The following is a 23,165-nucleotide window of genomic DNA, read 5'->3' as shown; positions in this document are numbered from 1 at the left end:
GCAATCTCTCCGCAGTGCGGAGAAACCCGCCCCGTGACCCCCTGGCGCGAGGCGCGCCGCGGCTCAGGCGCGCTCTTCCTCGATGAGCGTCCGCAGCACGAGCCGACCCGAATCCAGCCACTGCCACACCCGGGAGCGGTAGCGCCCGCAGCGCGAGAGCTGGATCATCTCGAACATCTCGATCGCGTCTGCCGGGAAGGGAATGAAGCTCGGGTCGGTCCAGACCCAGTGGCCGAGGATGGTGCTTGCTGTGGGGTCGCCCCCCGTCTCCCAGAAGCGGCCGCGGATGATCGGCGTGTCGAAGGCGATGCCCTGCCCGTCGAAGCGGGCCGGATATTCCATGTCGAGCCGCGGCCGGTCGGGCCAGATGCTGGCATTGGTCTGGAAGTAGGGAAAGTCCGGGTCGTCGCGAAAGCTGCACACCAGCTCGCTGGCGTGCCGGTCGATGAGCGTGCCGTCGGGCGTCACGTAGCGGTAGGTGCCGGTCCAGCGGCCCTCGTGGCGGGCAAGGAGCGGCATGGCGGCACGCAGGGCATCGGCAGGAGTCGTCATGGCAGGGCCTCCGGCAGTCGTGGCGGGCGACGCAGCGCACGGGCAGGCCAGGCGGCATCAGACAATGGCGGCCGCCTCCTCAAGGCTCGCGAACATGGCCTGCCGGAGCATGTAGGCCCGGCGCTTCTCCGGGTCGGCAAGCGTGCGCGCCATCTCGTCGAAGACCGGGCGGCGGGCCTCCTCCTCGGCTTCGATCATGGCCTTGTTGCGCCGGGTCTGCTCCTGGATGAAGGTCTGCGTGACCTGCCGGCGCTGGCGGCCGTAGCGGGGCAGCAGCTCCTCAGGGTCGGCACCCTCCTTCAGGATCGCGACGAGCTTCTCGGCGAGGTTCATCGCATCGTGGATGCCGCTGTTCATGCCAAGGCCGCCGAGCGGGTTGTTGAGGTGCGCGGCGTCGCCAGCGAGCAGCACCCGGCCATGGTCGAACCGGGTCGCGACCCGCTGGTGGACGCGGTAGATGGTGCGGTGCCGGGTCTCGACATCGGCCTTGCCGATCAGCCGGTCGAACACCCGCTCCTTGGTGCGGTCGGCGAGAAGCTCGGAGTCGGGCATGTCCTCGTCGGCCACCACGAGCACCCGCCACAGCTCGGGCACGCGGAGCATCACGTGCCACCAGCGCGGGTCGGAGACGTAGTTCACGTAGGCCAGACCCTCGAAATGCTGCTCGAGCGGCTCGGGCGTGGACAGCGTCAGGAACTTCTCGGGGTAGGTAAAGCCGTCGAAGTGGACGTCGAGCCACTTGCGGATGAGGCTGTTGGCCCCGTCGGCCGCCACGAGGAAGCGCGTGCGCACCGTCTCGATCGCGGTCGGGCCCTCGAGATGCACGGTGACCCCTTCGCGGTCCTGGGTGAAGTGCACCACCCGCCGGTTCATGACCACGCGGTCCGGAAAGCGGGACCGGACGAGGCGGGTCAGCTTCCACTGCTCGCACTGGAGGCGGAAGGGGAAGGGCGTGACGTCGGCCAGTTCGGAGAGGTCGAAGGCGAGCACCTCGCCGGTTGCACGCACGCGATACTGGTAGACCGGCGCCTTGAGGCCCTGCGGCAGAAGTTCGGCAAGAAGGCCGAGCCGGTCGAGCATCTCGAGCGTCGGCGGGTGGAAGGTGGAGGCGCGAAGATCCTCCGGCAGCTGGGGCGCTGCCTCGACGACGAGCGCATCCACGCCAGCCTCGCGAAGGGCAGCGAGCGCGACCGCCCCGACAGGCCCGCCGCCTGCCACCAGCACCTCGCAGTCGCGCGCGCGGGCCTCCACGGGAAGGTCGGGGGACAGGACGGAGGCGCAGGCGGACGTCATGGGCGCATGCCTCTCGCGCAGGTCGCCAGGGATGCCCCCTGCGCGGCGGAAAGTCTCCGGCAGGCGGAGAGCGCTTCCGCCGCCCTGACGCAGGCGACGTGGCTGCTGCACTCCCCGCGCCATGCCCGAGACCGTGCCCGCACAGACCCGCGACAGCCTGGGGTGGCGCAAGCTCTTCGCTGTCGTCGCTCCGTCCACCAACACCAGCGTGCAGCCCGAGTACGACTCGATGCGGCCGCGCGGCGTCACCAACCATTTCGCCCGCATCTCCATTCCCGACACGCGGGTGACGGATGATGCGAGCTTCATGGCGATGCTCGAGAACATCCGCGCGGCCACGCTCGAGGCGGTCGACGTGGCGATGTCGATGGCGCCCGACGACCTCATCATGGGCATGTCGGCCGAGACCTTCTGGGATGGCGCGGAAGGTGCGGCGCGGATGCACGCGAACCTGCGCCAGCGCACCGGGCTCAACGTGGTGATGGGAAGCGAGGCCGTCCACGAGGCGCTCAAGGCCTATGGCGGCGTGAAGCGCATCGCCGTGATCACGCCCTACATGCCGGTGGGCGATGCGCAGGTGCGCCGCTACTTCGAGGACTGCGGCTACGACGTCGTCGCGCTCGAGGGGCTGAAGTGCGCCTCGCCCCGGCTCATCGCCCATGTCTCAGAGACCGAGCTCAAGCGCGCCGTCGAGCGCGTGAACGGGCCGGACGTGGACGCGATCGTCCAGTGCGGCACCAACCTCGCCTTCGCCCGGGTGGCGGCGATGGCGGAATTCTGGCTCGAGAAGCCTGTGGTCGCCATCAACACCGCCACTTACTGGTGGGCGCTGCGGTCCAACGGCATCCCGGACAAGGTGGCCGGCTTCGGCCGCCTGCTCGAGGACTTCTGATGGACTACCCCTATGTCCCGCTGCCGGCGCGCGGGCCACTGCGCTGGCCCGACGGCAAGCGGGTCGCCCTCATCCTGACACTCAACCTCGAGACCTGGGACCTCGTGAAGGACACCGACCGGCCCTACTACGCCGGTGGGCCTGCAGTGCTGCCCGATCTCCTGCCCGGCCGCGTGCCCGACTTCCCGAACTACAGCTGGCGCGAATATGGCCAGCGGGTCGGCATCTGGCGGCTGTTCCGCCTGTTCGACGAGATGGGCGTGCCGGCAAGCTGCACGGCCAATGCCGTCACCTTCGAGCGCCGCGCCGCCATGACGGAGGCAGTCAAGGCGCGCGGCTGGGAGCTTCTTGCCCACAACTGGGAGCAGGGCGAGCTTCTGACCGACCTGGCCGGAGACCCCGAGCGCGAGCGCGCGGTCATCCGCCGGACGCTCGAGGTCTACCGCGCGCACATGGGCCGACCGGCGATGGGCTGGCTTTCCTCCTCGCTTCGCGGCACACTGGCAACGGCGGAGATCCTGGCGGAGGAGGGGCTCCTGTTCTGGTGCGACCTCATGAACGATGACCAGCCCTATCTGGTGAGCACGGCCAAGGGGCCGATCGTCTCCGTGCCCTATTCGAACGAAATCAACGACTTCACCCTGCTGACCCGGCGCGGCCACACGACGGATGAGTTCCGCGACATCCTCGTCGAGGAGCTTGAGGTGCTCCATGCCGAGGGCGAGGAGACGGCCCGGATCATGAACGTCGGCCTTCACCCGCATGTCTCGGGGCGAGCCTACCGGATCCGGGCGCTGCGCGAGTTCCTGGCCCACGCGAAGCGCCTGCCCGGCGTCTGGTGGACGACGCGCGAGGCAATCGCGCGCCACTATCTCGCCGTCGCCGCCGACCATATCCTTGAGGAGACCCGGCAATGACGGTCCAGATGCTCAACATCTTCCAGCAGGCCGAGCACCCCGTGCTGCCCCGGCCCACGCACGACGAGCGGGCGCGGCAGGACTTCGCCAAGGCCATGAAGACCTTCGTGCAGCAGGGCCTCTTGCCCGGCCTCGACCCGGTGTTCCGCAACCGCGCCGCACCCCGCTTCGCGCGCGAGACCGGCCGCCCGCCCGAGACCCGCCACGACATCCGCAAGGCCATGCTGGCCGACCCCTATTTCCAGCTCTACGCCGGGGCCAACCGGATCGCCCAGGAACTGCTCTGGGACAGCGTGATCGATTCGATCGAGCGGCAGCACGAAGCACTGAACGAAACCGCCGCGCGCCTGTCCGCGTCAGCCCGGGCGCCGCTCGAGACCGACCCCGCCTTCCCCACGCCGCGCTACGTGACGGCGCTCGACATCCACTGCATGCCGGGCGGCTATGCCGGGGAGACGGGCCCGGGGGACGTCGCGGCCGGCGCCCTCTACGACCGCGGCGTCTACCTCTACGCCATGGGCTACATGGGCCCCATGAACGATGACATGGGCCGGTCGGTCGCCAACTACATCCGCCGGCGGCTGCCGGACTTCCGGCCGACGAAGATCCTCGACATGGGCTGCACCGTCGGCCACTCCACTCTCCCCTACAAGGAACTGTTCCCGGATGCGGAGGTGACGGGGATCGACGTCGCCGCCCCGTGCGTCCGCTACGCCCACGCCCGCGCGGCGGGCCTCGGGCTCGACGTTGCCTTCCTCCAGCGCAACGCCGAGTCGACCGGCTTTCCGGACGCGAGCTTCGACCTCGTCGTCAGCCACATCCTGCTCCACGAGACGAGCGGGAAGGCCATGCCGCGGATCTTCGCCGAATGCTTCCGGCTGCTGAAGCCCGGCGGCTACATGATCCACGCCGACCTGCCGCCCTTCGACCGGATGGACCCGTTCGCCCAGTTCATCCTCGACAACGAGACCTGGTACAACAACGAGCCCTTCTGGGGGGCGATGCGCGAGGTGGACCAGATCGCGCTCGCCAAGGCGGCGGGCTTCCCCGACGCCCGGTTCGACACCGCACCGATGGCGGTGATGGAGTTCGCGGCGGCAGATTCGCACTATGCCGGCGCCGAGGCGCTGGTCGAGCGCGAGTTCACCGCCGGCGAATATGCACCGGGCGGCGGCTGGGAAGTGCTGGTCGCAAGGAAGCCCCAATGAACGCGCCCGCCACACCTCACGCCGCCGCGAAGCCGCCACGCGACGCGCGCGGCAAGCGGCCGCAGTTCCACGCCGACCCCGGCCTCGACCATGCCATGAGCATGATCCTCGTGCTTGCGACCGAACTTGCGGCGCTCAAGGAACGGCAGGACACGCTGGAACAGGTGCTCGCCCGCCACGGCATCGACGCCGAGGCCGAGATCGAGGCCTTCGCGCCGACCGAGGCCGATCTTGCCCGCCGCGAGGCGTGGCGGCAGGCCTTCCTCGCCCGCCTCTACTATCTCGCGCGAAAGGACGCGGCCGACGCCGCCCGCGGCGACACCGAGGCCGCGTTCCGCGAGACCCTCGACTCCATCGCGAAAGGCTGACCCATGGCGACTGCCGCCCGCCCCCTCCCCGACCTCCTCGAGCGGCTCGCCGCGATCCTCGGCGCCGACCTCCTGACCGACGAGGCCGACCGCCGCTTCGCCGGCACCGACGTGTTCGCAGCCGGCGAGATCCCGCTTGCGGTCGCGCGGCCGCGCTCGGTCGAGGCGCTCCAGGCGGTGGTCGCCGCCTGCGCCGAGACCGGGACGCCGGTGGCCGTGCGCGGCGGCGGCGCCTCCTACACCGACGGCTACACCCACGCGCGCGCCGGCGGGATCACGCTCGACATGTCGGGCCTGAAGCGGATCGAGGTGAACGCAACCAACGGCGTGGTGACGGCCGAGGCTGGAGTCACCTGGGCCGAGCTGCGCGACGCCCTGCTTCCCCACGGGCTGCGCACCCCCTTCTTCGGGCCCTTCTCAGGCCTTGCCGCCACCGTCGGCGGCTCGATGAGCCAGCACAGCATCAGCCACGGCACCGGGATCTGGGGCGTCTCGGCCGACAGTCTGGTCGGGCTCGACGTGGTCACCGGCACGGGCGCGCTGCTCTCGACGGGCGCGCCGCACTTCCGCCACTACGGGCCCGATCTCGCCGGCCTCTTCACCGGCGACTGCGGCGCCCTCGGCGTCAAGGCGCGCGTGCGTCTCCGGCTCCTGCGCCGGCGCGAGCATTTCGCGGCAGCGAGCTTCAGCCTCGGCGATTTCGCGGCCATGCACGCGGCCATGCGCGAGGTCGGGCTCGAAGCGCTCGATGACGAGAACTTCGGCCTCGACGCCACCCTCCAGCAGGGCCAGATCGGCCGCAACGCCGGCGTCGCGCAGAAGGCCGAGATCGCGCGGCAGGTGATGAAGGGCGCAGGCTCGCTCGGCGCGGGCGTCAAGGCGCTCGCCAAGATGGCGGCTGCCGGCGACCGGGCGCTGCGCCAGGCCAGCTTCGCCGTCCACTACATCGCCGAAGGCGTCTCGCCGCGCGAGGCCGAGGACCGGGTGGCGCGAATCGCCGCCATCTTCGCCGCCCACGGGGCCGAACGCATTCCCGAGACGGTGCCGACCGTCGTGCGCTCCATGCCGTTTGCGCCGCTCACCAACGTGGTGGGGCCGGGCGGCGAGCGCTGGGTGCCGTTCCACGCGATCCTCGCGCATGATGCGGTCGGGCCCTTCCACGCAGCGCTCGAGGCCTATTTCGCGGCGAATGCTGCCGTGATGGAAGAGCACCGCATCACCTCGGGGCGGATGTTCATGGCCATCCAGGGCCACGGGTTCGTCTACGAGCCCACCTTCTACTGGCCCGACTGCCAGACCATCTACCACGAGCGCACGCTCCCGCCCGAGCACCAGAAGACAATCGCCCACTTCCCCGAGAACCTCGCCGCCCGCGCCGAGGTGAAGCGGATGAAGGCGGAGATCATCGACCTGATGGCCGCGCACGGCGCCGCCCACTTCCAGGTGGGGCGGGTGTACCCCTGGGCAGCCTCGCGCGATGCGGCAAGCCTCGCCCTCGTGCGCGCGCTGAAGCGCGAGCTCGACCCGCACGGCATCCTCTCGCCGGGCGCGCTCGGCCTCTAGCCGGCATCCCCGAGAAAGCGACGGACAGGGGCAGCGAATTCCTCCGCACGCGCCCGGTCGTGGAGCGGGTGCGTGCCGGGCCAGCGGTGGGCTTTGGCCTCGGGGCGGAGCGCCCGCGTCGCCGCGAAGCTGGCCGCCTGGCTGTCACCCTCGGCGCCGAGCGCGAGGAGCGGCGCCCGTACCGCGGCAAGGAGCGGCGCTGCGTCCCACGCAGCCATCACGGGAGCCGACGAGACGAAGCCGGTTGCCAGATAGTCCGCCATGGCGGCGAACGGGTCGCCGGCGCCATATTCGCCGAGCAGCGCCTCGACTCGCCCCACCACCTCGCCGAGCGTAGCAGGCCGGGGCGCGCTGCCGATCGCCGCGAAGGCGGCCCTGAGCTCGGGCGTGAGGAAGGGCAGGCCGTCGAGCAGCAGCCGGGAGACGCGCGCCGGGTGGCGGACGGCAAGCTCGAGGGCGACGGCCGCGCCGACATGCGCGCCGTAGACGGCCGCGCGCTCCACGCCGGCGGCATCGAGGACGCTCACAAGCGAGGCGGCCCAGTCCGCCACCTGCCACGGGTCGCCGCGCGGGTCGGAGCGGCCGTAGCCGAGGAGATCGGGCGCGAGGAGGCGAACGCCCGGGAAGGCCGGCCCGAGGTGGGCGAACATCGCCCCGGAGAGCGGGGTCATGTGGAGAAGGAGAAGCGGCGGGCCCGCGCCTTCCTCCCGCAGATGGACCTGGCCGGCAGGCGTGTCGACGTAGCGCTTGCGCATGGCCCTCCCTTGCGGGCTTCCGCGCCACGCCGAGGCCCTTCAGCCGCTCTTGCCGCAGGGCGGAGAGGCAGGGCAGCGCCTGCTGCAGCGCAGCGCCGGGCCGGGCTAGCGGGAGGCAATGCTGGAGCGATTCGCCCTCCTGAACCTCGTCTTCCTTGCCGTGGCGGCCGCCATCCTCGCCTGGGCGCAGTGGCGCACCCGGCCGGGGCCGCGCTTTCCGGGCCCTCGCCCCGTGGGGCCGCTGTTCAAGGCGTGGCTCGTCGTGATCTGGCTTGTCGGGATGGTGCTGCCGCTGGCCGCGCTCGGGATCGACGGCTTTGCCGGCGGCTCGGCGGGCACGCGCACGGTGCTCGGCTGGTATCTCGCCACCTTCGTCGCCCAGCTGGCGTTCGAGATCTTCGCCTGGAAGCGCTGGCGCTCGCCGGTCTGGGTGATCGTGCCCTGCCTCTTCCTGCCGTGGCGGCTGTTCCAGGTGGCGCTCGGGCTCATGTGGCTCGACGGCCCTGCCCTCACCCTCTGGACGCTCTGGGCGCTCCTCGTCCTCTGGGTCATCAACGTCGGCGTGCACTATTCGAACATCCCGAACACGCTGCGCTGGGACGCGCACCCCCAAGATGCGGACTTCGCCGCGCTCGCCCACCCCAACCCGTTCCGCAAAGGCGCCTGATGCCGGTCGAGCCACGTCACGTCGCGCAATATGCCGAGGAGGGATGCACCCTGGTCGAAGGCGCCTTCTCGCCTGAGTGGGTCGAGCGGCTGCTCGGCGCCGTCGAGCGCTGCCGCGCGCTGCTCGCCCGCGGCGAGGTGCCGCCAGCCGTCGGCAGCGTCGGCCCGCGCAACCCGCCCTCGATCCACCTGACGGGCGAGGGCGGAATCCAGCTCCGCAACTGCATGGCCGCCGACCGCGCCTTCCTCGACTGGCTCGTCGAAAGCCCGGCAGCCGCGCTGGTCGGGCAGCTCACCGGGGCGCGTTCCGTGCGCTTCTGGATGGATGCCACCTTCATCAAGGAGGCGAGCGACGCCGCGACCGCCACCCCCTGGCACAATGACGTCTGCACCTTCCCCTTCACCGGCGAGCAGCAGCCGAGCCTCTGGGTGGCGCTGACCGACGTGGACGAGGGCAATGCGCCGCTCGTCACGCTGGCCGGCTCCAACCGGGACCCGTTCCGCTACCATTCCCCGCTCTCCCGGCAGGACGTGACGCTGCCGGGCTACCGGCCCTGGGCGGAGCTTCTGGCGCGTGTCGCGGCGCCTGATGCCGACATCCGCGTCTGGCCGGCGCGCGCGGGCGATGCCCTCCTCATCCACCCGCGCACCATCCACGCAAGCCTTGCCCAGGCGCCCGGCCGGCGCGACCGGCGGATTGCCTTCACCACCCGCTGGCTCGGCTCGGACGTGATCTGGGCGCCCGACGCGCTCTCGGTGACGGTGGCCGGCCTCTCCGACCACCCGGCGATGCGCCACGGCGCGCCGCCGCCCGACGATCTCTTCCCGGTGCTCTGGCGGGCGCCCGCCTAGGCCATGGTCAGCGTCGCGCCCGAGGGCTGGGGCGGCGGCGCGCGCTCCTCGAGAAAGGCGAGCGCCGTCTCGACCGCCGCCTCGAAGAGCGCGGCCTGGTCGGCATCGTCGGCGCGCTCGGGCCGCCCGATCCGGTTGCCGAAATAATGGTCCACGCCGTCGCCCACCCAGAGCCAGCGCGGCGAGACGGTCGCGGCCTCGAAGCTCGCCCGGTGTGCCTCCCAGGTGGGGGCGATCACGGGCAGCACGTCGGCCGTGCCGGTTACCACCAGCATGGGTCGGGCGATGCGCGCGAAGCCGCCGGCCGTCACGAACCCCGGAAGCGGCCCGGGCGGCGAGAAGGCGAGGATTCGCGCCACGCGCGGGTCGGGCACCGGCCCGCCATCGTCCGCCCACTCGGTGCGCGCGCCGCCAAGCGCCTGGGCGACGAGCGCGCCGTAGCTGTGGCCGGCGGCGACCATCGGCCGGCCGGGGACACGCCGCTCGAGATGGGCGAGTGCCGCGCGCATCTCGGCGAGCCGCAGCCGCCAGCCCTCCTCGCGCGCGGGTGCGGTGCCCGACGGGTGGTCCGGGCTGTCGCGGTGGAGCACGGCCGCCACCGCATGGCCCTCGGCGGCAAGGCGCACCGAAAGCTCGTCATATTTCCGCGCGTTGGCATTCGCCCCGTGGGAGAAGGCGACTGCGCGGGAACGCTCGTGAAGGCTGGCCGGCAGCCACAGGCGAAGCGGCACGCCCGCCTCCGTGACCTCCGCAACCGTCGGGTCGGGCAGGGGCCGTGGCATCGGCCCGGCAGGCGGCAGGCGCCGCGGCCGCGCGGCCGCACTTCCCGCAGCCAGCGCCGCTGCCAGCCCGGCGAGCAGGCGGCGGCGGGCGAGCCTCACGCGTCGCGCGCCCAGCCGGCCGGCGCGCGCTCGGCGAGGCGCAGCACGTAGAGGCTGCCGAAGCTGCCGCGGTTCAGGCGGAAGTCGTCGTCGAGGTAGACGACGTCGGACCAGAGCGGCGGGATCTTCGCGTTGTCGATCACCGCCCGCCCATGGCCGCTTGCCTGGACGTGGGTGAAGGCGACATCGAGCCGCGTGCCGTCGGCGGGCGCGAACCGGCCGAGGGTAACGCACAGGCCCTCGCGGCCAGCCGCGTCGCGATAGGTGACGCCGTTGTCGTAGAGGCCCGAATCGGGGTCGACATCCTGGAACAGCCGCTCCACCCGGATGGGCTCCTTCGGCAGCAGGTTGAAGCTGAGGCGGGCGAGCGTTGCCTCGCGCTGGAGCCCGAAGGAGGACCAGAGGAGCTCCCAGCGCCCGCGCAGCAGGGCCGCCGCCCGCGCCGGCTCGGGCGTGGGGTTCAAGGCCTCGAGCGCGGCGGCAAGCTCGGCAATGCGCTCGACGTCGCGCCCGCCCTCGGCGAAGCCCGCCTCGGTCGCGGCGCCGAGCGCCGAGAGCTCCGCCTTCAGTGCCTCACGGTCCGCCATCAGAAGCTGAAGCCGGCGGTGAGGCCGAAGGTCCGCCGCTCGCCGAAGGTTGGCACGTAGGAGGCGGAGAGCGCGCCGTTGGTGCCGATGAGGAAGAGGGCGGTCGACACATACTCCTTGTCGAGGAGGTTGCGCGCCCAGAGGGTGAGCTCGAGACCGCCGATGTCGGCGCCGAGCGAGCCGTTCATGAGCACGCGCGACGGCACGAAGGCGAGATTGGCCTCGTCCATGTACTGCCGACCCTTGAACGTGCCCTCGAGCGAGACGAAGAGGTCGGCGCGGTCGCCGAGGCGGAAGTCGTAGCGGCCGCCGGCCACCGCGTCGATCCGCGGCACGCGCTCGAGCCAGTTGCCGCCGATGGGCAGCACGGCGGTCGGCGTGCCGGGAATGGTGCGGCAGACGGTGCCGTCGCAGTTGCCCGAGGCGCCGAACCGCTGCGAGGTGGTGCCGTCCTTGTAGGTGGAATTGTTGTAGGCGGCATTGCCGTAGAAGCGGAGCGACTCGGTGGCCTGCCAGAGAAGCTCGGCCTCGAAGCCCCACACCTTCGCGCCACCGTCGATGTTGCCGATGGTGGACGGCACGATCGCGAAGAAGGAGGGCGCGGTGCCGTCGGCCTGGAGGCGCACCACGCTTGTCTGGAGCGCGTTCCAGTCGGTGTAGAAGGCGGCCACGTTGGCCGTGAGGTTCCCGAAGCGGTTCTTCGAGCCGATCTCGTAGGTCCAGTTCGTCTCGTTGCCGTAGGTGCGCTGGGGCACGAAGGGCACGTTGCCGTTGATACCGCCGGCCTTCACCCCGCGCGCGACCGAGGCGTAGATATTGTTGTCGTCCGTCAGGCGGTAGGTGCCGGTGAAGCGGGGCGCGAAGTAGGTGATCGACTGCGAGAAGCGCGGCGGCGAGAAGGCCTGGACCGCCGGGTTGGTCGGCTCGCGGGTGAGGAAGTCGGTCGCCTCCTGGTCCTCGATCGAAAGCCGCCCCTCGAGCGTGAGCGCGAACCGTTCGATGGGCCGCACCTCGGCGAAGTAGTAGAGGGCGAAGATGCTCTCCCGCCGCTCGAGGTAGCCGGTGCGCTGGAAGAGCGCGTTGGGGAAGGGGAGCCCCGGCCCGATCGGGAACAGGTACGTGGCCGGGTTCGGTTCGACGAGCGAGTTGGTGGGTGCGTTCGACGTGGCGTTCGAGGCGATGTCCTTGGTGCGCGAATGGTGCACGCCGACGAAGCCGTTCCACCGCTCGTTGCCGCGGAACAGGAAGCGCAGATCGTGGGCGGTCCCGCGGAAGAAGGAGTCCGTGCCCGATTCGTCGAAGATCGTGCCAATGGTGAACGGCGGGAAGGGCACGGTCACCGGAAGCAGCGGGTTGGGGCTGGGCGAGCCCCGGCCGAGCACCTCGCCGCGGGCGTAGCCGAAGAGATACTCGACACCGATGGGGCCATCGGGCGACCACTCGAGGCGCGCGGTCGCAAATTCGGTGGGCCCGCGCAGGCCGAAGGCGCGCGGGTCGATCACGACCCCGGCGGGACGGGCGCTGTCCTGCGGGGCCACCACGGGGGTAGACGGGAACGCCCCCACCCACAGGCGGTTCTGGACGGTGAAAGGTGGCGTGAGGCCGGGGCGCGGGCTCGCGTTCAGCGTGTTGAAGGGGTAGAGGATGGTCTGGGTGCCAACGGTGTAGGAGGGCACCGTTTCCTCATCCCGCTCGGTGCGGATGTAGCTGCCCTCGATCCGCAGCGTCTCGGTGGCCTGGGCGGTCACGCGGCCCTGGATCATCCAGTTGCGGTAGCCGCCGATCCGCCCCCGGGTGTTGGCTCCTTCCGCGTCGGCGAGCGGGTGAGCGTTGGGCCAGGTGCCGTCGAAGGTGGACCAGGCGCCCGCGACCGAGACGGCAAGCCGGTCGCGCACGATCGGCACCGAGACGAAGCCCCTGCCCTCGAAGCGATCATGGTTGCCGACGGTGCCGGAGACGCGGCCGGTCGGGGCCGAGAGGTCCGGCGCCTGGGTCGAGATGGCGACCGCGCCGGCAAAGGCGTTGCGGCCATAGAGCGCGGACTGGGGCCCCTTGATGACCTCGAAGCGGGAGATCTCGAGCAGCCGCTGGTCGACCAGGAACGGGCGCTGGAGGTAGACGCCGTCGACGAAGTAGGCGACGTTAGTGACCGGGCTGTCGACCCGGAGGTTGGTCTGGCCGCGGATGACCGTCTGCGGCACGAGCGGCTGCAGCGTCTCGAAGGAGTAGCCGGGCACGATCGAGGCCACGTCGCGCAGCGAGAACATGCCCTGCCGGCGGATCTCCTCGCCAGTCACGACGGAAATGGCGATGGGCACGTCCTGCAGCCGCTCCTCGGCCCGGCGGGCCGTCACCAGGATGTCACCCTCTTCGCGCACCACCGTGGCGGTGTCCTGGGCCGCGGCCGGAAACGCCGCAGCCGCAACGCATCCCAGAAGGATCGCCCGAAGCTTCATCTCTCTGTCCCCTTGTCCTGCAGTTCAGGCCTTCTTCGGGCCGAGATCCCGTGCTCGCGATCGCGACCCGTGCCGCGTGCCATGCCGGAGGCGGGCGCCCGTGACGAGATTATCCGCCCTGCGGAGAAGGACCGGGCAGTGCCGCAAGGGCCGCGCCAATCCGCGCCGCGGTCTCCTTCAGCGCATCGGCGAATCGCGCCTCCGCCTCGCGCATCTTCATGGCTGAGGCGAAGAAGATGAGGGCGAGCGCCCCCACCACCCGCCCCTCGCGGAACAGGGGCACCGCGATCGACGACGTCTTGCCTGGGTTGGCGGTGTAGCTGTTGCGCGCCTGGGTGGCGTAGCCGTCGGCGCGGATGCGTCTCAGAAGCGACGGGTCGGCCAGGAGCAGCCGGCCCATGCGCTCGGCCGGGCCGTCGGAGGCGAACAGTCCCGAGAGGATCATCTGCCGCTCCTCCTCGTCGCAGAAGGCGAGATACGCCTTGCCCGAGGCGCACTCGACGATGGGCAGGGTGAAGCCCGGCGCGTAGTTGTGGAGGGTCAGCGTGGTCAGCTGGTGGGTGCTGTCGCGCACCATCATGTAGCTGCCCACGCGCGTCGAGATGGAGATGGGCCAGAGGAAGCGGCGGGTGAGCTCGACGATGAGCGGGCGGGCCGCGCGCACCAGCTCGGCTTCCGCGCTGTAGCCCTGCGAGAGGGTCAGCACGAGGGGCGTGGGCCGGTAACGCTTGCGCGCCGGCTCGCGCTCCACCATGCCCTCCTCGATGAGCGTCTGCACGATCCGCACCGCCGTCGGGTAGGGAATGCGTGCGCCGCGGCTGATCTGCATCATCGAAACCGACCCGCCGCGGTTGATCACCTGGAGAACCGCCAGCCCACGGGACAGCGCCCGCACCGCCTCCGAGCGGGCGGCGCCCGCCTCCCTGTCCTCCGCTCCCGTCCCCGCGCCTTCCTCCGGCCTCTCAAGCATCACCCGTTCTCCGCCCTGCGGAGACTTCCAGACGCCGAGGCCTCCTGTCAAAGGCTTTCGTGAGAGCGCGGGGGGTGCCAAGGGAAAGGATGGACTGGATGATCGAGCGGCGCGAACTCCTCATGGCCTCGGCCGTGCTCGCAGGCGTCGGCATGGCGGGGGCCGCGGCCCGGGCGCAGGCGCCCGACCGCTCACCTGCCGCGCTGCGCGGCCGGGCGGTCGACCTCACGACGCCGCGCGGCAACATGGAGGCCTGGGCGCGGCTGCTCGGCAACACCGACATGAAGAGCACCAAATATGGCTGGGCGCAGGGGATCGTGCAGGGCGTGCGCCCCGGCGAGGCGGTGCGCGACCTCGTCGGCTTCACCATGCTCTCCTGCGCCCGGCTCCTGCCGCACGAGGATGGGGTGGGGTACCGCAAGGTGCTGCGCGAGATCGGCCTCTATACCGACCTCGGGACGGGCGAGGTGCTCGAGACCTGGCGCAACCCCTGGCTCGACGAGGAGGTCGAGGTCGTCCACATCATGAACGACCCGTTCAACCACACCATCACCGAGTATCGCCCGGCGCCGCCAAGCTACGGCGGGCTCAACCGCGAGGCGCCCAAGCCGCAGCCCCTCCAGCTCGACTGGACCCGCCGCGGCAACCGGCTCAACATGATGAGCCACATCAACCTCTTCTACCCCTCGGCGCTGCAGCCGGCGAAGTGGCCCCGCGAGAGCGCGCACCCCTTCGCCCAGGTGACGGAGATGTTCCTCTACCAGATCTCCTGGGCCGACATGCAGAACCCGAGGAAGACGAGCGTGACCTACGACGGGAGCTGGTCGCGGACCACGCCGTGGCTGCCGTGGATGCTGATGGGCCCCACCCCCGGCCACTGCCAGTACCACACCTTCATGGGCGCCGTGGACGATCTCTCCCAGATCGACCGCCGGACGGTGGCGTGGATCGAGAAGCACCAGCCGAAGTTCCTCGAGGCCCCGGAGAAGTGGGAAGAGCCCTCGCTCTCGAGCCTCGAATGGTATGCGCGCACCCGCCAGCCCGCAGCCGTGCCTGCCGGCCAGCCGGTGCCGCGGGCGCCCGAGCCGGAGCTTCCCGCCTGGTTCCGCGCCGCGCAGGCGAAGGCCGGCGCCTGACGGCTCAGAGCGGAACGGTCACGGCGTCATAGACGAAGAGGCCGAGCTCCTCCTCGTTGCGCAGGGGTCCACGGCCGAGGGACTCCGGGTCACGGCCCTGGAAGCGCAGGCCGAGCAGGCGGGACTGGAGCTGGACCATGGCCGTCCGCTCCCGGCGCGCCGCTTCGTAGCGGGCGAGTGCCTCGGCGAGCGGGAAGTCCGCCAGCGCCCGCGCGAGCACCATCGCATCCTCGATCGCGGTCGCTGCCCCCTGCCCCATGAAGGGGAGCATGGCATGCGCGGCATCCCCGAGGAGCGTCACCCGGCCGGCAACCCAGGTGGCGAGCGGCTCGCGGGCGAACAGCGCCCACTTGAACAGCCACGGCTCCGGCGTCGCCTCGACGAGCCCGCGCACGCCCTCGCAGGCATCGGGCAGGTGGGCGAGAAGCTCCTCGCGCGTGGAGGGCGTCGACCAGCTTTCCTCCGTCCACGCGTCGGTCTCGACGAAGATGGCGTAGTTGGTGAGCGTGCCGCCGCGCACCGGGTAGCGAAGCACGAGCCGGCCGGGGCCGACGTGGATGCCCGGCGGGTCGGCCGCCGCGGCGCCGGCGAGCGCCGCCGTCGGCACCAGCCCGCGCCACGCGACCTGGCCGGTGAACTGCGGCGGCGCGGACGCGAAGAGGCCCTGCCGCACCACCGAGCGGACGCCATCGGCCCCGACCACCGCGTCGGCCGAAAGCCGCGTGCCTCCTTCGAGCCGGACCTCGCCGTCGGCGGTCACCGCCGTCACGCGGCTGCCGGTGCGGATCGCGCCGGGCGCGCGCGCCCCAAGCGCGTCGGCCAGAATGGCGACGAGGTCGGCGCGGTGGAGGTGCCGGTAGGGCGCGCCGTGACGCGCCTCGAGGTCGGAATCGCGCGCGAGCGTGCGCAGCGTCCGGCCGGTCGCAAGGTCGCGGATGTGCTGGGTGCCGGGCAGCACGCCCGCTGCCCTGACAGCGTCGCCGAGGCCGAGCCAGTCGAGCACGCGGCCCGCATTGGGGCTGATGGTGATGCCTGCCCCCACCTCGCCGAGCGCCGGCGCCTGCTCGAGGACCAGCGGCTCGAGCCCATGGGCGGCGAGCGCGAGCGCGGCGGTGAGCCCGCCGATGCCGCCGCCGATGATCGCGACCCGCACCGCCCGGGCCTCAGGCGCGCGCGGGCGCGAAGCTGGGGTAGCGGCCCATGGCGAACAGGAGCCAGGGGACGGTGGCGAAGATCGCCGCAGCAGCAAGCAGGATGGGCGTGTAGCTTCCGGTCTGGTCGAACACCCGGCCGAACACCGGCGGCCCGAAGCCCCCGCCGACCAGCATGCCCATCATGAGCTGCGAATAGATGAGCCCGTAGTTGGCAAGGCCGAAGTAGCGCGTGACCATGTAGGCGACGATGTCGAACTCGGCGCCGGCCGCAAGGCCGACGAGCACCACGGCAAGGGCGATGAGCGGCGGGCTCGAGAGCGCCCCGGACGCGAGCAGGAGGCAGGAGGCGGCCGGGAGCAGCAGGAAGACGGCGGCAACCGCAGGGGCCCAGAAGCGGTCGAGGAGCACGCCCGCGACGATCCGCCCGGCAATCACGGCAGCACCTGCAAGGCTTGCGTAGAGCGCGGCATCGGCGGCGGCGAAGCCCCGGTCCATGAGGAGCGGTACCAGGGTCGGGATGAGCCCCGAGACGGCGAAGGTGACGAGGAAAAAGACGAGAAGCATGATCCAGAAGCCGCGGTCGGCGAAGGCCTCGCGCCGGCTCATGCCCGGAAGCGCCCGCCCCGCCGCCCCGCCTGCGCCCGGCGGGTCGCGGAAGAGCAGCGCCGTCAGCGGCATCGCAAGCAGGATGACTCCGCCGGCAAGCGCAAGGTAGCCCGCCCGCCACCCGTGCGCGGCGACGATGCCGGTGACGAGCGGCGGTGCGATCACCGCGGTGAGCCCCGTGCCTGCCAGCATGACGCCAAGCGCCGTGCCGCGCGCCGAATCGAACCAGCCGGCAACCCCCCGCGTCCAGGCGATGGGGGAGGTGCCGGCCCCAAGCAGCGCAAGGACGAACCACGCCGCATACCACTGCGGGAGCGAGCCGACCGCAGCGATCCCGAGGAAGCCGAGCCCGAGCCCCGCCTGCGACAGGAGCGCAACCCGCCGCGCGCCCCAGCGGTCGGTCAGGAGCCCCAGCGCCCAGGCGACGCACAGCATGCCCAGCATCTGCACCGTGAAGCCCCACTGGATCGCCTCGCGCGACCAGCCGAAGGCTTCCTCGAGCGGCCGGACGAACACGCCGAGCGTGTAGAAGGGCAGCGCGGAAATCCCGAACATCACCCCGACGAGGCCGGCGAGGACCACCTGCCAGCCCCGGCGGACTTCCGCCCATGCGCCCGTTGCCTGCCGCTCCATCCGGCCATCGGCCGCGATGCGGCGCGCCCATGCGACGGACGGAGCACGACTGTCCGCCTGGCGAAGAGTTGTTCGGTCGCCGCCGACTGAGGCGGCGCCGCTCCTGCCTTTGGAGGCCATGGCTTCCGGTCCCGATTTCGACGTGGTGGTCGCGGGCGGCGGCGCCTGCGGGCTTGTCGCCGCGCTCGCGGCTGCCTCCGCCGGAGCCTCGGTCCTGCTCGTCGAGCGGGACCCGACGCTTCGCGGCACCACCGCCATGTCGACCGGGCTCATCCCGGCCGCCGGAACGCCCGACCAGGCGGCCGCCGGGATCGTCGACAGCCCGGAGCAGCTTGCCGGCGACATCCTCGCCAAGTCAGGGGGACGGACGGATGCCGCGATCGTGCGCGCGCTCGCCGAAGGCTCGGCTGAAACCGTGGCCTTCCTCCGCGCCCGCGGCGTGCCGCTCTCGCTCGTTACCGGCTTCCTCTACCCCGGCCATTCGGTGATGCGGATGATGGGAACGCCGAACCGCACCGGCGAGGAGCTGATGGCAGCCCTCGCCGCGGCAGCCGAGGCTGCCGACGTCACCGTCCTTTCGCGCGCGCGCCTCGCCGAGCCGCTGGCTGACGCAGACGGCCGGGTGGAGGCCGCGGCCGTCGAGCGGCCCGACGGCAGCCTCGAGGAGGTGCGCTGCGGCGCGCTGGTGCTCGCCTGCGGCGGCTTTGCCGGCAGCCCTGCCGCAATCGCCCGGCACATCCCGGAGATGGCGGGCGCCACCATGCACGGCCACCCCGGCAACCGGGGGGACTGGATCGGCTGGGCGGAGCGGCTGGGCGCGCGCCTTGCCGACATGGGCAGCTACCAGGGCCACGCCGGGCTTGCCGCCGGCCATGGCGTGCCCATCCTGTGGCCCACCATCACCGAGGGCGGCATCCAGGTGAACCGCGCCGGGGTCCGCTTTGCCGACGAATCGCGCGGCTATTCCGAGCAGGCGGCGCGCGTGAACGCTCAGCCCGGCGGGGTGGCCTTCTCGATCTGGGACGCGCGGATCGAGCAGGTGATGGCCCAGTTCGACGACCACCGCGACGCCCACCGCGCCGGCGCGATCGTGACTGCGGACAGCGTCGAGGCGCTGGCAGAGCGGCTCGGCCTGCCCGCGGCCGCGCTCGCTGCGACGCTCGCCGACGTGGCAGAGCGCACGCGCACCGGCACCCCCTGCCCCTTCGGCCGCACCTTCGCCAGCCGGCCGCCGCTGACGCCGCCCTACTTCGCCGCCCGCGTGACGGGCGCGCTCTTCCACACCCAGGGCGGGCTCGCGGTCGACACCTCTGCCCGGGTGCTCCGCGCCGACGGCACGCCCTTCCCCAACCTGTTCGCAGGCGGCGGGGCGGCGCGCGGCATTTCCGGCCCCGGCGCCGACGGCTACATTGCGGGCAACGGCCTGCTTGCCGCCACCGGCCTCGGCCGGATCGCGGGGCTGGCTGCGGCCGCATGCGCAACGGAGGCTGCCCGATGAAGTCGCTCGTTCCCATGACGGAGCATGCCGCGCTCCTCCCGCTGGATCATGACGCGCGCGCCCGCTCGGCCTTCGCCTTCACGCTGCGCAACCTCGTGACCTCGCGGCTCATGCCCGGCACCCGCATCGTCTACGACCGGCGCGCGGCCGCCCGCTTCACCGCGGAGAAGGGCCGCGCCCCGCAGTCGCCCGACGACATCCGCGCGGCCATGGACGCGGACCCCTGGTACCGCTTCTACCTCTCCGCCCGCCGCGCAAGCCAGGAGCTCATCTGGCAGGGCCTCGTGGCTGCTGCCGAGGCGGCGCCGCCCCCCTCCCCCCCGCCGCCGGCCGGGGGCAGCCTCGTGCTCGACCCCGAGGTCGAAGCGCCCGCCTATGTCGATGCCATCGACATCCACTGCATGCCCGGCGGCTACCTGCAGGACCGCGGGCCGGACGACCTTGGCGCTGGCCGGATCTACGACCGCGGCGTCCATGTCTACATGTCGGGGCTCATGGGCCCGGCGAACGACGCAGTCGGCCGGCTTGCCGCGCGCTTCCTCGCCACGCGCCTGCCGCACTTTCGCCCCGGCCGGATCCTCGACATGGGCTGCGGCGTGGGCCACGCCACCCTGCCGTGGGCGGAGGTCTGGCCGGATGCGGAGCTCCACGGCATCGACGTCGGGGCGGCCCTGCTCCGCTACGCCCACCTCCGCGCCGAGAGCCTTGGCGTTCCCGTCCACTTCCGCCAGGCGAACGCCGAGGCCACGCCCTACCCCGACGGGCACTTCGACCTCGTCACCTCCTCGATCGTGCTGCACGAGACCTCGAGCCGCGGCCTGCCGCGCATCCTCGCCGAAAGCCGTCGGCTGCTGGCACCCGGCGGAGTGATGCTCCACGTCGACCAGCCGCGCTTCGAGGACGACGACCCCTGGGCCACCTTCCTCCAGGAGAACGAGACTCACTACAACAACGAGCCCTTCTGGCGCCGCTACCGCCGCGCCGACCTCGAGGCCCTTGCGCGCGACGCGGGGTTCACCGAGGTGGAGCTCGCCACGCTTTCGGCCGACGTCGTGCGCCAGAGCCAGAACAATGCGCCCGACGACCCGCGCGCGAAGAGCCGCGGCTTCCTCGCGCTCCTGGCGGTTGCGCCATGAGCGGGGCCGATGCGCCGCTGCCGCCGCTTCAGCGCCACGTGAGGGGCGGGCGGCCGGGCTTCCACGCCGACCCCGCGATCGACCGGCTGATCCGCATGGTGCTGACGCTCGCGGGCGAGGTCTCGGTGCTTGCCGACCGGCTGGCAACCGTCGAGGCGCTCGCCGGGCTCGACCCCGGGGCCATCGACGCCCACCGGCCGGACGCGGCGGAGACCGCGCGGCGCGAGGCGCGGCGCGAGGCACTGCTCGAGCGGGTGCTCGCGGCGCTGACCGAGGAGCTCGACGAGCTTGCCGCCGGCGAGGACCGGGCGCGCTACTGGGAGACCATCCGCCGGATCGAGGAGGGCGAGGTCTAGCGCGCCTCGCCTGCCGGCCGCTCCTCCCCGGCCGGCGCGGCGCTCGGGTCCGCCTGGCGCCCGTGCCCGCCCCGCGGCGCGGTCTCGCGCTTCAGGATGTTGATGATGGCCGCCTGCACCTTCGGGTCGGGGATGGGGCCCGACGAGACGATCATCGTCGTGCCCGGCATGTTCCGCTGCGGGTCGGCGATGTAGGCGGCAAGGGCCTCCTCGGTCCACACGAGCCCCGCCTCGCGCGCCCGGCGCATCGCCTCCGAATAGGCGAAGCCCGGCACCGTGCCGGCCCGCTGGCCCACGATGTTGTAGAGGTTGGGGCCCACCTTGTGCTGGTCGCCGCCGGGCTGGAGGTTGTGGCAGAAGCGGCACCATTTGAACGTCTCGGCCTCGACCTGCCGTTCGAAGGCGTCGGGCGGGCGGATCGAAAGCTCGGCCACGGCCGGCGTGACGTGCCAGTCCACCCCGTCGACGACGGCAACGTCGGCCGGGCCGGAAAAGGGAGAGACGCGGAACAGGAGCCACGGTCCGGCAGCGCCGAACAGGAGGAGCGCGGCCGCGCCAAGGCCGGCCGCCACCCGCGCGGCGGGCGAGACGCGGCGGCTGACCGCACGCGGCGCCCGGCGGCGTCCCAGCCACCAAGCGAGCGCGGCCACTCCGGCGGCCAGTGCCCAGAAGACGCCGACCGCGACCGGCCCCGGCTCGGGCGACCGGAAGGTGGCAAAGGCGTAGACGGTGGAGGAAAGGCCGAGAAAGGCGAAGAGCCCGTGCCCGGGCGGGAAGGCCGAGACCAGGCCGTGGCCGAAGCGCAGCAGCAGGAGACCGGCGCTCAGGACCGTCGCGAGGTTGAGCACGACCAGCATGAAGCCGAGGCCGGAGTGGAAGTAGCCCGCAGCCTGCCAGAGCGCGCGGTCCCGCTCGAGGAGCTGCGGCAGCGCAAGCGGCCCGAAGCGGACGGGAAGCCCATCCGCCCAGGCGTAGACGAGGCCGAGGAGCGGCGCGGCAAGCAGGAGGAGGAGCGTCGCCAGCGCGAGCGCGCGGCCCCAGGCGAAGGCGGAAGCGGGAAGGCCCGGAGGCGGCGCCGGGCGCTCCCTGGTCCAGGCCCACAGCCGCAGCACCACGGCCACCAGGATGAGGCCGCCCACGAGGTAGTGCACGCCGCGCAGCTCCTCCCTGAGCGGCAGCAGCCGGTCGGTCCGCGCCAGCATGATGGTGACGGCCGAGTGGGCGACGTAGAGGAACGGCAGCGTCCAGCCCGAGACGATCCCGAGGCGCGAATAGCCGGGCGGGGGCGAGGCCATGGGCTGCGGCTAGGCGAGGCGGCGGCGCGCGGGTGGGGCGGCTGGCGCAAATCTCCGCCAAGCGGAGAAACGGGCGGGGCAGCGGACGGAGGCGCGGGGACCGTGGAACATGGATGGGCCATGCTGCGCCTGCTTGCCATGCTTCGCGCCGCCCTCGTGCTCGCTGCCGCGCCGGCCGCGGCCGCGCCGCCCGCCTATCCGCCGATGTCGGCCGAGGAGGCCGAGCGGATCTACCTTGAGCGCTTCCGCGCGCAGATGGCCGGCAGCGGCGAGACGGCGGCGAGCTACGACCCGCTCGAGGCCGTGCCGGGCGCCAGGCGGCCCGCCCGCCTGCCTGTCGCTCCGCCGCAGGCCAAGGGCCTCGACCCGGGGGCACTTGCCGAGGCCGCGCGCGTCGCCGAGGCTGCGCGCTCCTCCGCCTTCCTCGTCTGGCGCGATGGCGCGCTGGTGGCCGAGCGCTACTTCGGCGGCGCCACGGCCGAGACGCCGCTCGTCGCGAAATCGCTTGCCAAGCCGCTGACCGCCATCGCCGTCGGCCGCGCGATCGCGCTCGGCCGCATCCGCTCGCTCGACCAGCCGGTCGCCGATTTCCTGCCCGAGTGGCGGGGCACGCCGAAGGCCGAGATGCGGGTGCGCCACCTCCTCGACATGCGCTCTGGGCTTCTCGCACAGGGCTTCTCGACCGATCCTTCGAACATCTGGTCGCGTGCCTACCTCTCGCCGGTGCACGAGCGGGTGATCCTCGAGGAGTATCCACTGACCGACCCGCCCGGCAGTGTCTACGAATATGCCAACGTGACCTCCGAGCTCGTCGCGCTCGTGATCGAGCGGGCGACCGGCATGCGCTACGCCCGCTTCCTCTCCGAGGAAGTGCTGAAGCCCGCGGGGCTTGCCGGGGGCCAGGTCTGGGTGAACCGGCCCGGCGGGCTTGCCCATTCGGGCTGCTGCATCCTCTTGCCGGCGCGCACCTTCCTCGGCCTTGCCCGGCTGCTCATGGACGACGGCGTCGCGAACGGCCGCCGGCTGCTGCCGGAGGGCTATGTCGGGGAGATGCGGCGTGCCACCCCCCAGAATCCCCACTATGGCCTCGGCGTCTGGGTTGCCGGCCCCTATGTCGAGCGGCGCGGTTTCGCCAACCCGAACCGGCCGGCGCCCAAGGTTCTCCACTCGGAGCCCTATCTGGCAGCCGACACCTTCCTCTTTGACGGCAACGCGAACCAGGTGGTCTTCATCGTGCCGTCTGCCCGGCTCATCGTGCTGCGGATGGGCGAGAGCCCGCCGAAGAGCCCCGAGTGGGACAATGCCGCCTTCCTCAACCGGATCCTGCGCGGTCTCGCACCCGGCGCGGCCACGCTCGTGCCCCAGCCGCGGGAGGCCGCTGGCGGCTAGCC

General features: G+C 72.1%; 22 protein-coding genes. 12 read left to right on the top strand and 10 right to left on the bottom strand.

Going from position 1 to position 23,165, the window contains the following annotated elements:
• Positions 1–63: 63 nt before the first annotated feature.
• Together H3H34_RS01010 and H3H34_RS01005 are read right to left on the bottom strand one after the other, a co-directional pair.
• Positions 64–552, bottom strand: coding sequence for a DUF3598 domain-containing protein (locus H3H34_RS01010; RefSeq protein ID WP_194743411.1), 489 nt, complete (start codon positions 550–552; stop codon positions 64–66).
• A 57-nt stretch (positions 553–609) separates the two neighbouring features.
• Positions 610–1,845 (bottom strand): FAD-dependent oxidoreductase, encoded by a 1,236-nt coding sequence (locus H3H34_RS01005; protein WP_194743410.1) that lies wholly within the window; start codon positions 1,843–1,845, stop codon positions 610–612.
• Positions 1,846–1,966: 121 nt separating this feature from the next.
• Here H3H34_RS01005 and H3H34_RS01000 point away from each other — a divergent pair, with 121 nt between their 5' ends.
• From H3H34_RS01000 to H3H34_RS00980, 5 genes are read left to right on the top strand one after another with little or no spacing between them, the layout of a single operon-like run.
• A complete protein-coding gene (locus tag H3H34_RS01000; protein ID WP_194743409.1) occupies positions 1,967–2,737 on the top strand; it encodes a maleate cis-trans isomerase family protein in 771 nt (256 codons plus the stop codon).
• Complete coding sequence (locus tag H3H34_RS00995; RefSeq protein WP_194743408.1) at positions 2,737–3,654, top strand: polysaccharide deacetylase family protein; 918 nt, start codon at positions 2,737–2,739, stop codon at positions 3,652–3,654. Before H3H34_RS01000 ends, H3H34_RS00995 begins: the two co-directional genes overlap by 1 nt.
• Positions 3,651–4,862, top strand: coding sequence for a class I SAM-dependent methyltransferase (locus H3H34_RS00990; protein ID WP_235945226.1), 1,212 nt, complete (start codon positions 3,651–3,653; stop codon positions 4,860–4,862). Before H3H34_RS00995 ends, H3H34_RS00990 begins: the two co-directional genes overlap by 4 nt.
• Complete coding sequence (locus H3H34_RS00985) at positions 4,859–5,230, top strand: hypothetical protein (RefSeq protein ID WP_194743407.1); 372 nt, start codon at positions 4,859–4,861, stop codon at positions 5,228–5,230. The genes H3H34_RS00990 and H3H34_RS00985 overlap by 4 nt, the downstream gene beginning before the upstream one ends.
• Before the next feature lie 3 nt (positions 5,231–5,233).
• Positions 5,234–6,793, top strand: a complete 1,560-nt coding sequence (locus H3H34_RS00980; RefSeq protein ID WP_194743406.1) for an FAD-binding oxidoreductase — start codon at positions 5,234–5,236, stop codon at positions 6,791–6,793.
• Here H3H34_RS00980 and H3H34_RS00975 read toward each other — a convergent pair.
• Positions 6,790–7,548, bottom strand: coding sequence for an alpha/beta fold hydrolase (locus tag H3H34_RS00975; protein WP_194743405.1), 759 nt, complete (start codon positions 7,546–7,548; stop codon positions 6,790–6,792). The genes H3H34_RS00980 and H3H34_RS00975 overlap by 4 nt on opposite strands.
• A 118-nt stretch (positions 7,549–7,666) precedes the next feature.
• Here H3H34_RS00975 and H3H34_RS00970 point away from each other — a divergent pair, with 118 nt between their 5' ends.
• Both H3H34_RS00970 and H3H34_RS00965 read left to right on the top strand, forming a co-directional pair.
• Entirely contained in the window at positions 7,667–8,215 is a 549-nt protein-coding gene (locus H3H34_RS00970; protein WP_194743404.1) for a hypothetical protein, read from the top strand.
• Positions 8,215–9,066, top strand: a complete 852-nt coding sequence (locus H3H34_RS00965) for a phytanoyl-CoA dioxygenase family protein (RefSeq protein WP_194743403.1) — start codon at positions 8,215–8,217, stop codon at positions 9,064–9,066. Before H3H34_RS00970 ends, H3H34_RS00965 begins: the two co-directional genes overlap by 1 nt.
• Here the strand turns inward: H3H34_RS00965 and H3H34_RS00960 are convergent.
• The 4 genes from H3H34_RS00960 to H3H34_RS00945 all read right to left on the bottom strand — a co-directional run bounded on the left by H3H34_RS00960 (position 9,063) and on the right by H3H34_RS00945 (position 13,960).
• Complete coding sequence (locus H3H34_RS00960; RefSeq protein WP_194743402.1) at positions 9,063–9,947, bottom strand: alpha/beta hydrolase family protein; 885 nt, start codon at positions 9,945–9,947, stop codon at positions 9,063–9,065. The genes H3H34_RS00965 and H3H34_RS00960 overlap by 4 nt on opposite strands.
• A complete protein-coding gene (locus H3H34_RS00955; RefSeq protein ID WP_194743401.1) occupies positions 9,944–10,534 on the bottom strand; it encodes a PAP/fibrillin family protein in 591 nt (196 codons plus the stop codon). The genes H3H34_RS00960 and H3H34_RS00955 overlap by 4 nt, the downstream gene beginning before the upstream one ends.
• Positions 10,534–12,990, bottom strand: coding sequence for a TonB-dependent receptor (locus H3H34_RS00950; protein ID WP_194743400.1), 2,457 nt, complete (start codon positions 12,988–12,990; stop codon positions 10,534–10,536). The genes H3H34_RS00955 and H3H34_RS00950 overlap by 1 nt, the downstream gene beginning before the upstream one ends.
• A 109-nt stretch (positions 12,991–13,099) precedes the next feature.
• Complete coding sequence (locus H3H34_RS00945; protein ID WP_194743399.1) at positions 13,100–13,960, bottom strand: IclR family transcriptional regulator domain-containing protein; 861 nt, start codon at positions 13,958–13,960, stop codon at positions 13,100–13,102.
• 89 nt (positions 13,961–14,049) lie between these two features.
• Here H3H34_RS00945 and H3H34_RS00940 point away from each other — a divergent pair, with 89 nt between their 5' ends.
• Positions 14,050–15,096 carry a DUF1838 family protein gene (locus H3H34_RS00940; RefSeq protein ID WP_194743398.1) on the top strand — a complete coding sequence of 349 codons (1,047 nt, stop codon included), beginning with the start codon at positions 14,050–14,052 and terminating at the stop codon, positions 15,094–15,096.
• A 4-nt stretch (positions 15,097–15,100) separates the two neighbouring features.
• On the opposite strand, the gene H3H34_RS00935 is transcribed toward H3H34_RS00940, so the two are convergent.
• Both H3H34_RS00935 and H3H34_RS00930 read right to left on the bottom strand, forming a co-directional pair.
• Positions 15,101–16,249, bottom strand: a complete 1,149-nt coding sequence (locus H3H34_RS00935; RefSeq protein ID WP_194743397.1) for an FAD-dependent monooxygenase — start codon at positions 16,247–16,249, stop codon at positions 15,101–15,103.
• A gap of 10 nt (positions 16,250–16,259) precedes the next feature.
• Entirely contained in the window at positions 16,260–17,489 is a 1,230-nt protein-coding gene (locus H3H34_RS00930) for an MFS transporter (RefSeq protein WP_194743396.1), read from the bottom strand.
• A 118-nt stretch (positions 17,490–17,607) separates the two neighbouring features.
• On the opposite strand from H3H34_RS00930, the gene H3H34_RS00925 reads away from it, so the two are divergent.
• From H3H34_RS00925 to H3H34_RS00915, 3 genes are read left to right on the top strand one after another with little or no spacing between them, the layout of a single operon-like run.
• Positions 17,608–18,987: an FAD-dependent oxidoreductase gene (locus tag H3H34_RS00925; RefSeq protein WP_194743395.1), complete on the top strand. Its 1,380-nt coding sequence runs from the start codon at positions 17,608–17,610 to the stop codon at positions 18,985–18,987.
• A complete protein-coding gene (locus H3H34_RS00920) occupies positions 18,984–20,123 on the top strand; it encodes a class I SAM-dependent methyltransferase (RefSeq protein ID WP_194743394.1) in 1,140 nt (379 codons plus the stop codon). Before H3H34_RS00925 ends, H3H34_RS00920 begins: the two co-directional genes overlap by 4 nt.
• A complete protein-coding gene (locus tag H3H34_RS00915) occupies positions 20,120–20,479 on the top strand; it encodes a hypothetical protein (protein WP_194743393.1) in 360 nt (119 codons plus the stop codon). Before H3H34_RS00920 ends, H3H34_RS00915 begins: the two co-directional genes overlap by 4 nt.
• On the opposite strand, the gene H3H34_RS00910 is transcribed toward H3H34_RS00915, so the two are convergent.
• Positions 20,476–21,774, bottom strand: a complete 1,299-nt coding sequence (locus H3H34_RS00910; protein WP_194743392.1) for a c-type cytochrome — start codon at positions 21,772–21,774, stop codon at positions 20,476–20,478. The genes H3H34_RS00915 and H3H34_RS00910 overlap by 4 nt on opposite strands.
• 102 nt (positions 21,775–21,876) lie before the next feature.
• Between H3H34_RS00910 and H3H34_RS00905 the strand changes: the two genes are divergently transcribed.
• Positions 21,877–23,163: a serine hydrolase domain-containing protein gene (locus tag H3H34_RS00905; protein WP_194743391.1), complete on the top strand. Its 1,287-nt coding sequence runs from the start codon at positions 21,877–21,879 to the stop codon at positions 23,161–23,163.
• Positions 23,164–23,165 lie beyond the last annotated feature (2 nt).

Source organism: Thermaurantiacus tibetensis, assembly GCF_015354055.1.
GTDB lineage: Bacteria > Pseudomonadota > Alphaproteobacteria > Sphingomonadales > Sphingomonadaceae > Thermaurantiacus > Thermaurantiacus tibetensis.
Note: the sequence above shows the minus strand (reverse complement) of the source record. Positions and strands in the feature narration are given on the sequence as shown.